Here is a 13,233-nt window from a genome sequence, read left to right as displayed (position 1 = left end):
GCTTTCTCCTCCTATATACTCTCCTGGTCAATATTTCAAATCATAGCATATCTTTTGTTAAACAAACAACCGATAGAGCAGAAATCCCCTCACCTCTACCTGTGAATCCAAGTTTTTCTGTAGTTGTAGCTTTGACATTCACTTGTGATGGGTCCGTTTCTAATAATCCAGAAATAACAGACACCATTTGTGGTATATATGGGGCCATTTTGGGCTTTTGCGCAATAATCGTTGCATCTACATTTCCCAGTTTAAATCCATCATCCTTTACCATTCTCCAAACTTCTTTCAATAGTACCTTACTATCAGCATCTTTAAATTCCTCTGAAGTATCAGGAAAATGCGTACCAATATCACCTTTACCCATTGCACCTAAGATCGCATCCGTAATGGCATGTAAAAGAACATCTGCATCCGAATGCCCTAACAGCCCTTTCTCATACGGTATTTCCACCCCGCCAATAATACATGCTCTTCCCTCAACTAACTGATGTACATCAAATCCTTGCCCTATACGAATCATGTCTATGTTCCCCTCTCCACATAACCTTATTCCCCATCCATGTTGTTCGAAGTTATTTTTTTTGCCAGAATAAATTGAGCATACTCTAAATCATCAGGTGTTGTTATTTTAATATTTTGATAGTCACCTGGAACGACATGAATTGAAGCACCTACCATCTCCATTAACATGGCATCATCTGTCCCAAGTAACTTTTGTTCTTTTGCATTCTCATGTGCTTTTATTAACTCTTTTAATCGAAAAACTTGTGGGGTTTGAACCGCCCATAATTGTGTACGATCTGGTGTTGACAGTACATCCATATTCTCATTCACAAGTTTAATGGTATCTTTCACAGGAACAGCCAAAACTGCAGCTCCTTTCTCCTCTGCTTTCCTCCAGCAAGCCATAATATCATCCTCTGTTACAAATGGACGAACCCCATCATGAATCATGACCCAATCAATAGATTCATCAAATGAAAGTAGACCTCTGTAAACTGAGTCTTGTCGTTCCTTGCCCCCAGGAATCACACGGGTTACTTTATGAAGATGATATATTTCTTTGTATGATTCAACCTGTTTCACATCATCTGATCCTACAACGACATGGATATGTTTTATTTCTTTTATATTATGAAATTGTTCCAAAGTATGTACAAGAATAGGTTTGTTTTGCAACTCGATATACTGCTTACTTTGTTCAGTTTTCATTCTTGTTCCCTTGCCTGCTGAAACAATAACTACACCCAAGTTTGACATCCAATCCCCGCCTAAAAACAAAATAGAAATGTCCAAAATCATAACTCCCAACTTTGAACACTCCTATATATCATAATGTTTTTATAGCGCTTTTTCCAACAATTTTGGTTTAGCAAAAATCATACGGCCAGCAGAAGTCTGCAAAACACTGGTCACCAGTACCTCAATATTTGTTCCAATAAAGTCACTTCCACCTTCAACAACTATCATCGTGCCATCATCAAGATAGGCTACACCTTGTCCATTTTCTTTTCCATCTTTAATGACTTGCACCAACATTTCTTCACCTGGCAGCACAACCGGTTTAACAGCATTTGCAAGATCATTAATATTGAGTACGGAAACACCTTGTAACTCACATACTTTGTTTAAATTATAATCGTTTGTTACCACTTTACCCATTAAAACTTTAGCTAATTTCACTAACTTTGAATCTACTTCTGATATCTCTTCAAAATCCCCTTCATAAATCAACACTTTTACATCTAATTCTTTTTGGATTTTATTTAAAATATCCAACCCTCTGCGACCGCGATTTCTTTTTAATAAATCCGATGAATCAGCAATATGTTGTAATTCTTCTAATACAAATTCAGGAATTACTAACGTGCCTTCTACAAAACCAGTTTTACATATATCCGCTATTCTGCCATCTATAATTACACTTGTATCTAATATTTTATGATCACCGTCAAACCCTTCATTTTCTCCATTTTCCTTAGACTGATCTTTTCTAGATATTATGGAACTGATTTCCTCTTTTTTACTAAATCCAACTCTAAATCCTACATAACCTAAAATGACAGTGAAAATAATTGGAACAAAATTACCCATCCCATTAATTGTTGAGATAGCTGGATACAACATAACGGAGACAAGTAAACCGAAGATAAGTCCTACAATACCTGATAACAAGTGAGATAATGGAACCCTAGCTAGTTTTTCCTCCATCTTTTCAATCACATTATTATAAAAAAAGATGGCGATTAAAGAGATTAAGAAAAACAACAACATCCCCATTCCCATGATAATATATTGACTATTTTGCTGTGTTTCTAAGCCAATCAAGGATTCAAAAAAGGTACTAAATCTATTTCCTATTACACCTCCAATGATAACGAAGCTTATTTGTATCAACCTTTTTAACATATAAAATTTCACCTCCTAGTTTTTTTAGAAAATCCCTCCTTACAATTATGAACCAATTTTTAACAACCTAATCTTTTTAAACTAATTTTTCATCATATAATTTCGTTTGAACCTTTGAATTATTAGCATATTTCTTATATAATGGAAATAAATGCAGCATAATGAGGTGAACTTTTTACGTTATGCAATTAAAACAATTTCAAAATCAAGTATCAGATCTGCTTCTCCGTCACCGAAGTCTTATGGATGTATTGTCAAAGTTCGATCAATCTAATGCATCCATACATCGTGCCGTTGTAAAAGCAGTCACAGAATGTGGCTGTATTGAAATACAGGCACAAAAACAAACCTATTCTACAGAAATGACACTAGAACAGGCAAAGGAATTACTTGAGAACCATCTACAGGGACAAATGTGCGATCAATGTAAGGAAGCCGTGGTTTCAGAGCTTGGCAAAAATTTATTTTACATGTCTTCACTTTGTAATCTGTTAGATATTGATCTTGAAGATACGGTAAGTAAAGAATCTAAAAAATGTGCGACACTTGGTTTTTTTAATTTATCTTAAAAGGAATGCCGTCCATAAACATTGGACGGTATTTTTTTAATATATTCTTTACTAAAGACCTCAAAAAAAAAGAACCTATTTCATTTTAAATAAGGTTCTTTATGATGAGTTATTTCTTGCTTCTTTATATTTGTTTAATACGGTTTTAATAAGATCACTAACGTTTTTTTTTAAGCCATAAACTGCGTAAAAAATCAGTGGGAGGAATAAGTATTTCGTATACCCTCCGAATTGTTCAGGGAATAAAATCACTAATATTACTACAGATACGACTAAAAACATAGCCACTAATAGTGTATATTTAGAAATCCCTACTGTTTTTAAGCTAGGATATTTCACATTGCTAACCATTAATAAAGATAAAACAATCGTAATGATGACCAATATAATGGGATGAATCCCTTCGTGAAATAATGCTAACGAGCTCATAATTCCACCTGCTGCTGGAATAGGTAAACCGATAAAATGTTCCTTAACATCATTTGTCACCACATTAAAACGTGCTAAACGAAGCGCACCACAGATAGGAAAAATAGCAGTTGCAATCCATCCAATGGCATTCATTTCTTGGAAAGCTACAACATACATCAAGAAAGCTGGCGCAACTCCAAAGGAAATAACATCTGATAAAGAATCTAATTCTTTACCGAACTCACTTTGTACATTTAAAGCCCTTGCTACACGACCATCAATTCCATCTGTTAGTATCGCTATGATTACCAGGAGCGCAGCAATCTGAGGTTGGTCATTAAACACAAAAATGATGGAAGTTATTCCGATAAATAAATTTGCAACTGTAAATACACTTGGAAGTGATTTTGTAAACATCTTTTTCCACCTCTAATTAAATTACCCTAAGTAAGGGAACGAACAGGGACAAATAACATTATAAAAAGATCTTTAGGACTCAAAAAATAATTTCTAATCATCTGTGATTGTATTGAAATTAAATATGTCTGTCAATAAAGACTTGTTCTTGAATTCTTTTCAAACCTTCTTTAATGGCTCTTGCACGCACTTCTCCAATACCATCAACTTCATCCAATTCCTCAATTGTAGCCATTAGTATATAAGGCAAACTATTAAAATTTTTAATTAGGTTCATTACTATGACAGGTGGTATTCTCGGAATTTTGTTTAACATACGGAATCCTCTTGGAGAAATGGTTTCTTCTAAAGAAACATTGGATTTAAATGTTCCTATAATACGTAAAATGTTTTGGTGTTCTAATAAATCATCATCCGTCAATTTTTTTAAATTCTGTTTGACATCTTGAATGAAATCTTCATCTATCTCTTTACAATAATCTTTCAACAATAAATAAGCTTCATCATCTACCGTTGCAACCAGCTCATCCAACTGCATGCTAATTAAACGCCCTTCAGTACCTAATTCAACAATATATTTTTTGATTTCTGCTTTGATTCTCAGTACCATTTCTAATCGTTGAATAACATTGGTGACATCATGTAAAGTCACTAACTCCTCAAATTCTAAAGCACTCAAATTTGTTAATGACTGATCCAATACTGCTTTATATTTTTCTAGCGTTTGAATAGCCTGATTTGCTTTAGTTAAAATCACTCCTATATCCTTTAAGGAATATCTTAATTTCCCTTGATATAAGGTGATTATGTTTCTTCTTTGTGATATTGATATGACTAGTTTTCTTGTTTGATTCGCAACTCTCTCCGCCGTTCGATGTCGAATACCAGTTTCAGTTGATGGAATGGAAGGATCAGGATTTAATTGTGTATTTGCATATAATATCCGCTTGATATCCTCACTTAAGATAATCGCCCCATCCATTTTTGCAAGCTCATATAAATTGTTTGGCGAAAAGTCACTATTTATGGAAAATCCTCCATCTACTAACTCCATAATCTCGGGAGTACAACCTACTACAATCAATGCACCTGTTTTTGCACGTAGCACATTTTCTAATCCATCCCTAAAAGGAGTACCAGGAGCGACTAACCTTAGGATTTGGCTAACGACATCTAGTTGTTTCTCTTCTTGCATAAGACGACGCACCCCCTTACTTATCCTTGCAATCTTATTCTGTCTATTCTAAACTGTTGGTTATTGTAAAGCTACTTCAAGTGCCTGTGACACATTACGAACGCCTATTATCTCAATATTTACAGGAGGCGTCCATCCTTTCAAACTATTTTCTGGTGCAATCATTCGTTTAAAACCTAATTTTTGAGCTTCCTTCACACGTTCTTCGATTCTAGAAACAGCCCTTACTTCACCTGTTAAACCAATCTCACCACATACAACATCATATGGACGTGTTGGTTGATCTTTAAAGCTTGAAACAATACTAACAGCGAGTGCCAAGTCAATGGCTGGCTCATCCAATTTCACTCCACCTGCTACATTTAAAAAAGCATCTTGGTTTTGCAAAAATAATCCCATTCTTTTTTCTAAAACTGCCATAATAAGTGAAAGCCTATTATGATCGACCCCCGTGGTCATTCTGCGAGGTGCTGGAAAATTAGTTGATGAGATTAAAGCCTGTATTTCAACTAAAATAGGTCGAGTACCTTCCATGCTTGAAACCACAATTGAGCCAGATACACCTAATGGTCTTTCAGATAAAAACAACTCAGAAGGATTGTTAACCTCAACTAGCCCCAATTCCTTCATTTCAAATATACCCATCTCATTTGTAGAACCAAAACGGTTTTTTACAGCTCTTAAGATTCGAAAAGTGTGCTGTTTTTCACCTTCAAAATAAAGCACACAATCCACCATATGTTCAAGCATTCTAGGACCTGCAATAGCTCCTTCTTTTGTTACGTGACCTACTAGTACAGTTGCAATACCTTTATTCTTAGCTATTCTCATAAATGCACTTGTACATTCACGAACTTGTGAAACACTTCCTGGTGCTGATTCTAACATAGGCTGATATACGGTCTGAATCGAATCAATAACTAAAAAATCAGGTTCCACATGTTGTACCGCTTCTTCAATTGAATCCATGTTTGTCTCACAAAGAACATATAAATCTGCGGATAGAACACCTAATCGATCTGCTCGAAGTTTTAATTGTTTCACGGATTCTTCACCGGAAATATAAAGTACCTTACATTTTTTTTGCACTAAAGCATGAGATATTTGCAATAAAAGAGTGGATTTACCTATCCCTGGATCACCACCTACTAATATAAGTGAACCTGGTACAACCCCTCCTCCAAACACACGGTCTAATTCTTTAAATTCTGTTAATATCCTTGGCTCCTTTGCACCTTCAATTTCTAAAATGGATGTGGCTTTTTCCTGTGATTTATAATTAGATTCTTTCATCCCTTTGGTTTTAATTTGTTTTACTGTTTCTTCAACAAGACTATTCCATGAAGAACAGCCTGGACATTTACCCATCCATTTAGGAGATTCATAACCGCAATGCTGACATGTATATTTCACTTTGTTTTTTGCCATTTTGTAAACCAATCCTTAAATGTAATTCATCGTGTGCACTTTGTATAGAAAGTGAATATTACTTCAAAGTTTACCATTTTGTTCAAAAACTGAAAAGAGCATTTGATTAAAGTAAAGGGTGACTTATTTTTCAAATGAATTATAATAATAATTATATGCAAGTATATGGAGGGAAATTTAATATGATCGTAAAACCAAAAATTAGAGGTTTCATTTGTACAACCGCACACCTTACAGGATGTGAAAAAAATGTTTTAAATCAAATCAATTACGTAAAACAACAACCTAAAATAGAAGGACCAAAAAAAGTGCTTGTCATAGGCTCATCCCAAGGTTTTGGTTTATCATCACGTATAGTTTCAACTTTTGGAGCCGGAGCAGACACGATTGGTGTATATTTTGAAAAACCCGCTTCTGAAAATAAAACAGCATCAGCTGGATGGTACAATAATATCGCTTTTGAACATGAAGCTAGTCAAGCCGGTTACTATGCTAAGAGCTTTAATGGAGATGCATTTTCTGATGAGATTAAAAAAGAAACAATAGATCTTATTAAAAAAGATTTTGGAAAAGTAGATTTAGTGATATACAGTTTAGCAGCACCTCGAAGAGTTGATCCCAAAACTGGTGAGGTATACAGTTCAGTAATTAAACCGACTAAAGATGCATATACAAATAAAACTGTAAATACCCAAAAAGGGGTCGTGTCTGAAATTACAGTTAATCCAGCAACAGAAGAAGAAATAGAACAAACAATCAAAGTCATGGGTGGGGAAGACTGGCAGCTGTGGATTGAAGCCTTAGACATTGCTGGGGTCTTAGCAGAAGGATTTAAAACTGTGGCATTTAATTACATAGGTCCAGAGGTTACTCATGCCATTTATAAAAAGGGGACAATCGGTAAAGCTAAAGAACACTTAGACCAGACTGCTCATCATTTAAATGAACAACTTAAATCCATCAATGGAAGAGCATTTGTATCCGTCAACAAAGCATTAGTAACACAATCTAGCTCTGCCATTCCTGTCGTTCCATTATATATCTCTCTTTTATATAAAGTAATGAAAGAAAAAGGACTTCATGAAGGATGTATTGAGCAAATGTATAGACTGTATAATGAAAATCTTTATACATCATCCCCAAAACCTTTAGATGAAAACGGCCGTATTCGTATAGACGATTGGGAAATGAAAGAAGAGGTTCAACAAGAAGTTGCTGTCCTCTGGAAAGACATTGATACTGAAAACCTAGAGCAGCTTTCAGATATAGAAGGTTATCGCAAAGAATTTTTACAAATTTTTGGTTTTGCATTCGATGGGGTGGATTATGATGCAGAAGTAGATCCAATACCCCAAAACATTACACAAAGTAAGTAAATTTGAGCCCAAATAAAAAAGGTATGCACATCTCATATAGATGATAGTGCTTACCTTTTTTTATAACAGTCAAATACTTTATAACGATAGATTTTGAGCTTATAAGCATCATATATTGTTAAAAGAAAGAAACCCGAATTTATTGATAAATAGACCAAAATTCAGGTTTCACTTTGTGTTGTTCTAATTAAATCATCATATTCATCTTTATTTCTGAACTAATAACTCTCCATCTTTTTCATCTATTACAATCGCGCCACCTTTAGTGATATTCCCTTTTAGAAGCTCTTCCGATAATCTATCCTCAATATGTTTTTGAATAGCTCTACGCAAAGGTCTAGCGCCGTAGGTTGGATCGTACCCTTCTTTAGCAAGGAAGGCTTTGGCTGAATCTGTTAATTTAAAGTCTACTTCCTGCTCTTTCAGACGTTTACGGAGTTCTTCTGCCATAAGTGTTACAATTTCTGCAATGTGTTTTTCTTCAAGTGAATGGAACACGATCGTTTCATCAATACGATTTAAAAACTCAGGACGGAAGCTTTTTTTCAATTCTTCGATCACTTTGTCCTTCATATTATTATAATCTCTACCTGCATCACTTGCAGCTGTAAATCCTAATGAAGAATTTTTCTTAATCATATCTGCACCTACGTTTGAAGTCATAATGATTAAAGTATTTCTAAAATCAACTACGCGACCTTTAGAATCTGTTAAACGTCCATCTTCTAAAACTTGTAATAAAACATTAAATACTTCTGGGTGTGCTTTTTCTATTTCATCAAGTAATACAACAGAATAAGGTTTACGGCGTACCATTTCTGTTAATTGACCACCTTCATCATAACCAACATATCCTGGAGGTGCTCCAACTAATCTAGAGGTAGAATGTTTCTCCATATATTCTGACATATCAATTCGTAGAATCGCATTTTCATCACCAAATAACGCTTCTGCCAATGCTCTAGCTAATTCGGTTTTTCCAACTCCTGTTGGACCTAGGAAAATGAATGAACCCATCGGTCTTTTTGGATCTTTTAACCCTGCTCTTGCTCTACGAATAGATCGACTGACTGATTTGACTGCTTCATCTTGCCCTATCACTCTCTCATGTAAAATGGATTCCATTTTTAATAAGCGTTCTGTTTCTTCTTCGGCAAGTTTACTAACAGGTATTCCTGTCCAGCTAGCTACAACCTGAGCAATATCCTCCGGAGTAACTTCAGAATCCGTACTGCTTTGTTCTTCTTTCCATTCTTTTTTCGTTGAATCTAATTCCTCGCGTAGCTTTTGCTCTGTATCTCTTAAACCAGCTGCTTTTTCAAATTCTTGACTTTGTACTGCTGCATCTTTTTCTTTTCGAATATCTTCTAATTTGCTTTCTAGTTGTTTTAAATCAGGTGGAACTGTATAGGAGCGAAGTCTTACTTTGGATCCAGCTTCATCGATTAAATCAATGGCTTTATCAGGTAAAAATCGATCTGTAATATATCGGTCTGAAAGTTTAACAGCTTCTTCAATCGCATCATCAGTTATTTTTACACGGTGATGTGCTTCATAACGATCACGTAAACCGTATAAAATTTGAATGGCTTCTTCTGGTGAAGGTTGATCTACTGTAATTGGCTGAAAACGTCTTTCTAAAGCAGCATCCTTTTCAATATATTTTCTATACTCATCTAATGTCGTAGCACCGATACATTGCAATTCACCTCTAGCTAGAGATGGCTTTAAAATGTTGGATGCATCAATAGCTCCTTCAGCACCTCCTGCTCCGATCAGTGTGTGAAGCTCATCTATAAATAAAATAATATTGCCTGCTTGACGAATCTCTTCCATAATTTTTTTCAATCGATCTTCAAACTCACCACGGTATTTGGTCCCAGCTACAACTGAACCCATATCTAGTGTCATCACTCTTTTATCACGAAGCGTTTCAGGAATCTCATTCTGAATAATTTTTTGTGCAAGCCCTTCTGCAATCGCGGTTTTACCAACACCTGGCTCACCAATTAATACTGGATTATTTTTTGTTCTTCTGCTTAGTACCTGAATGACACGTTCGATTTCTTTATTTCTCCCTATGACAGGGTCCAAATTATCCTCTTTAGCAATAGCAGTTAAGTCTCTAGCTAATCCATCCAGTGTAGGTGTATTTGCATTTGTTGACGTATTATGACTGGATGATGAGCTCTCACTGCTTCCTAGCAATTGTAATACTTTTTGACGAGCTTTATTTAAATTAATTCCTAAATTACTTAATACCCTTGCTGCAACACCTTCACCCTCACGGATTAAACCTAATAAAATATGTTCAGTTCCTACATACGTATGACCTAATTTTCTTGCTTCATCCATAGAGAGTTCAATCACCTTTTTAGCTCTTGGTGTGTAAGCTATGTTTGAAGGTTGCTCCTTCCCTCTACCGATTAAGCTTTCTACTTCATCCTGTATTTTTTCCAAACTTAAACTTAATGAAACAATGGCTTTAGCAGCAATCCCTTCACCTTCTCGAATTAAACCTAGTAAAATATGTTCAGTACCAATATTGTTATGACCTAAACGAACTGCTTCTTCCTGTGCTAATGCAAGCACTTTTTGTGCTCGTTCTGTAAATCTACCAAACATCATAATGACATACACCTCCATATAATTTAGTTCATTTATTTAATTTGTAATTCTCTCTCTAATCATCTCAGCTCTTAATACGTCTCTTTCGTCAGGAGAAAGCTTCTTACTTGCATATTGTTGTAAAAATCCTGGCTGAGTCATAATCATTAATTCATTTAAAACATTTGCTGATACATTAGATATTAAACCTAAATCTATCCCTAATCTAACATCTGAAAGCCGCTGAGCAGCTTCATTCGAATCCATAATTTGTGCATAAGACAAAATGCCATAGGAACGATTAACTCGATCTAGTAAAAATGTTTTCGATTCAGACAACATCTTCGCTCTTGCTGTTCTTTCGTGTTCAATGATTTGTTTTACTACACTATATAAATTGTGAATAATCTCTGACTCTGACTGCCCCAAAGTAATTTGATTAGATATCTGAAAGAGATTTCCTAATGAATCACTTCCTTCACCATATAATCCCCTTACAGCCAAACCAACTTGACTAACTGCTGTAAGTATTCGATTAATTTGCTGTGTAAGTACTAACGCAGGAAGGTGTAGCATAACAGAGGCTCTGATGCCTGTTCCAACATTAGTTGGACAACTTGTCAAATACCCTCTTTTTTCATCAAAAGCATAATTCAACTTCGCTTCAAAAATATCATCAATTTGATTAGCTAGTTCCCATGCTTCATTAATTTGAAAACCTGGGAATAAACATTGAATGCGAATATGGTCTTCCTCATTAATCATAATACTAATGGACTCATTTTCACTGAGAATCACTGCACCATTACGTGATTCCTCTGCTAAATTTGGACTAATTAAGTGTTTCTCCACTAAAACTTTACTTTCTAAACTGTTCATTTCAGAAAGCGGGATTCGTTCAAAATTACTAATCATTTTTAGATCTTCATCATGGACTACATCAGATACTTTTTCTAATACTTCTTCAGATTGTTGATTGGTAGAAAGCATTGGAAATGAATATTGAGTTAAGTTCCTAGCCAAACGAATTCTACTACTAATTACGATGTCAGAGTCTGCTCCTTCACCCTTCATCCATTCACTTAATGCATCATCAATAAATCGTTCTAAAGACAATCCTAATCCCCCCTAAAATTAAGGTTGAACTTATTTATATTATGCCTCTGATATTTTTTGTTCTAAGTTGCGAATTTCATCACGAAGTTTTGCGGCCTCTTCAAATTCTTCATGGTCTATTTTAGATTGCAGTTCTTTTTTGAGATCTTTGATTTGACGTTTATATTTTATTTTCCCACCAGATTTCTTTGGAATTTTACCAACATGAACTGAAGTACCATGTACTCTTTTAAGCAGTGGGTTTAATTGATCTGAAAAGTGATTATAACAGGAGCTACAACCAAAACGACCTATTTTTCTAAACTGAGAATAAGTTAAACCACAATTTTCACATCGAATCACATTTTTTTGTTGTTTGACATTTTGACCCATGGATGGTTCAAATTCCAAAATGCCTGATAATAAATTGTGTATTGAAAATCCATTTGGAGCACCAGGTATAGAATCACCCTTTTCTCTAGCACAAGATTCGCATAAATGAAACTCTGTTTTTTCACCATTTACAATTTTAGTGAAATGTAATGCTGCTGGTTTGTTACCGCACTCTTGACATATCACACGACCAAACCTCCCTTATTTACTAATTAAAGAAATGAGCATAGCTTTTAAAATTTTTGCTCTTATTTCATCTCTTAAGGGTAACTTTAATGTTAATACATCTCTTGCTATCGCTGCTCTAAACAAATTGGCTTCACTGGTGTTAATCATGCCCGTATCTTCAAGTTGATAAATAAGCCCTTCCGCGGCAGATTGATCGATTTGTTGACCAATCGTTTGAAAAATATGATTCTGAAGAGATGAATTAGATGGGAACATTACCTTTTGTATTCGAATGTATCCGCCACCACCTCGTTTACTCTGAACTAAATAACCTTTCTCCAAAGTGAAACGAGTACTTATGACGTAATTGATTTGAGAAGGAACACAATTAAACTGATCTGCTAAATCGTTCCGTTGAATTTCAACGACCTTCTCTTCGCTTTCATGCAAAATATGTTTCAGATATTGTTCAATAATATCGGAAATATTACGCATATATGAGTTCCCCCAAGCATTTACATTGTTTGACTTCTCCAGTTTGACTGACTTTGACTTTCTTTGACCTTATAACTATTATACCCAATTATGGTTATTTTGCAAATGTATCGTTCATTTTTTCTATCACAGTGTACTATTATTTACAAAAATAGCAAAATTCATGACCAATTATAGGTTATTAAAAAAAATTTATTTTTTATACTGAAATTTTGAATAAAAATAGTTTAATTTACAAAAAAGAATTTGAAATATTCAACACAGATACTGTGAGTGCAAAGCCCATTTAGAGAAACAATCAAATCAAGTTGCTTGAGAGTTACGTCCCACAAAAACAAAAAAGACACCATAGTGATCAAGTTCACTACAGTGTCTTTGGTTTCGCTTGGCAACGTCCTACTCTCCCAGGACCTTGCGGTCCAAGTACCATCGGCGCTGGAGGGCTTAACGGTCGTGTTCGGTATGGGAACGCGTGGTACCCCTCCGCCATCATCACCAAACATTCAAGGATATTCCTTGAAAACTAGATGCGAAACAAAGATTAGTTATGGAATGTTTTCCCTACTTGTGTTATGAACCCTATTGGTTATGGGGTCCCCGGAAAGTAATCAGATTTTACTCCAACCCTTTTCGTCACTTTTTGGGGTATACATTGGATAAGCCCTCG

At 35.1% G+C, this 13,233-nt stretch carries 12 protein-coding genes and 1 rRNA gene; 2 read left to right on the top strand and 11 right to left on the bottom strand.

What is annotated here, in order from left to right; all coding sequences use genetic code 11:
* Nucleotides 1–40 precede the first annotated feature (40 nt).
* From ispF to ERL59_RS15470, 3 genes are read right to left on the bottom strand one after another with little or no spacing between them, the layout of a single operon-like run.
* A complete protein-coding gene (gene ispF, locus ERL59_RS15480; protein ID WP_160647138.1) occupies nt 41–523 on the bottom strand; it encodes a 2-C-methyl-D-erythritol 2,4-cyclodiphosphate synthase in 483 nt (160 codons plus the stop codon).
* Between the two features lie 26 nt (nt 524–549).
* A complete protein-coding gene (gene ispD / locus ERL59_RS15475; protein ID WP_407925727.1) occupies nt 550–1,305 on the bottom strand; it encodes a 2-C-methyl-D-erythritol 4-phosphate cytidylyltransferase in 756 nt (251 codons plus the stop codon).
* Between the two features lie 39 nt (nt 1,306–1,344).
* Entirely contained in the window at nt 1,345–2,412 is a 1,068-nt protein-coding gene (locus tag ERL59_RS15470; RefSeq protein ID WP_160647137.1) for a PIN/TRAM domain-containing protein, read from the bottom strand.
* Nucleotides 2,413–2,594: 182 nt separating this feature from the next.
* On the opposite strand from ERL59_RS15470, the gene ERL59_RS15465 reads away from it, so the two are divergent.
* Nucleotides 2,595–2,981 (top strand): nucleoside triphosphate pyrophosphohydrolase family protein, encoded by a 387-nt coding sequence (locus ERL59_RS15465; protein ID WP_160647136.1) that lies wholly within the window; start codon nt 2,595–2,597, stop codon nt 2,979–2,981.
* Nucleotides 2,982–3,080: 99 nt separating this feature from the next.
* On the opposite strand, the gene pssA is transcribed toward ERL59_RS15465, so the two are convergent.
* The 3 genes from pssA to radA all read right to left on the bottom strand — a co-directional run bounded on the left by pssA (nt 3,081) and on the right by radA (nt 6,432).
* Nucleotides 3,081–3,809 (bottom strand): CDP-diacylglycerol--serine O-phosphatidyltransferase, encoded by a 729-nt coding sequence (pssA, locus tag ERL59_RS15460; protein WP_160647135.1) that lies wholly within the window; start codon nt 3,807–3,809, stop codon nt 3,081–3,083.
* Between the two features lie 118 nt (nt 3,810–3,927).
* A complete protein-coding gene (gene disA, locus ERL59_RS15455; protein WP_160647134.1) occupies nt 3,928–5,004 on the bottom strand; it encodes a DNA integrity scanning diadenylate cyclase DisA in 1,077 nt (358 codons plus the stop codon).
* A 60-nt stretch (nt 5,005–5,064) separates the two neighbouring features.
* Nucleotides 5,065–6,432 (bottom strand): DNA repair protein RadA, encoded by a 1,368-nt coding sequence (radA, locus tag ERL59_RS15450; RefSeq protein ID WP_160647133.1) that lies wholly within the window; start codon nt 6,430–6,432, stop codon nt 5,065–5,067.
* Between the two features lie 182 nt (nt 6,433–6,614).
* Here radA and fabV point away from each other — a divergent pair, with 182 nt between their 5' ends.
* Nucleotides 6,615–7,808: an enoyl-ACP reductase FabV gene (gene fabV, locus ERL59_RS15445; protein WP_160647132.1), complete on the top strand. Its 1,194-nt coding sequence runs from the start codon at nt 6,615–6,617 to the stop codon at nt 7,806–7,808.
* 207 nt (nt 7,809–8,015) lie between these two features.
* Here the strand turns inward: fabV and clpC are convergent, their stop codons facing one another.
* The 5 genes from clpC to rrf all read right to left on the bottom strand — a co-directional run bounded on the left by clpC (nt 8,016) and on the right by rrf (nt 13,066).
* Nucleotides 8,016–10,436: an ATP-dependent protease ATP-binding subunit ClpC gene (gene clpC, locus ERL59_RS15440; protein ID WP_160647131.1), complete on the bottom strand. Its 2,421-nt coding sequence runs from the start codon at nt 10,434–10,436 to the stop codon at nt 8,016–8,018.
* A 36-nt stretch (nt 10,437–10,472) separates the two neighbouring features.
* Nucleotides 10,473–11,489, bottom strand: a complete 1,017-nt coding sequence (locus ERL59_RS15435; protein ID WP_407925726.1) for a protein arginine kinase — start codon at nt 11,487–11,489, stop codon at nt 10,473–10,475.
* 81 nt (nt 11,490–11,570) lie between these two features.
* On the bottom strand, nt 11,571–12,089 hold the full coding sequence (locus ERL59_RS15430) for a UvrB/UvrC motif-containing protein (protein WP_160647129.1): 519 nt from the start codon (nt 12,087–12,089) through the stop codon (nt 11,571–11,573).
* 15 nt (nt 12,090–12,104) lie between these two features.
* Complete coding sequence (locus ERL59_RS15425; protein WP_160647128.1) at nt 12,105–12,566, bottom strand: CtsR family transcriptional regulator; 462 nt, start codon at nt 12,564–12,566, stop codon at nt 12,105–12,107.
* Between the two features lie 383 nt (nt 12,567–12,949).
* A 5S ribosomal RNA gene (rrf, locus tag ERL59_RS15420) occupies nt 12,950–13,066 on the bottom strand.
* Nucleotides 13,067–13,233: the final 167 nt, after the last annotated feature.

Origin of the sequence: Chengkuizengella marina (assembly GCF_009910845.1) — a bacterium.
Taxonomy (GTDB): Bacteria; Bacillota; Bacilli; order Paenibacillales; family KCTC-33759; genus Chengkuizengella; species Chengkuizengella marina.
The sequence above is the reverse complement of the archived record's forward strand: the minus strand, read 5'-3'. Positions and strand labels throughout refer to the sequence as shown.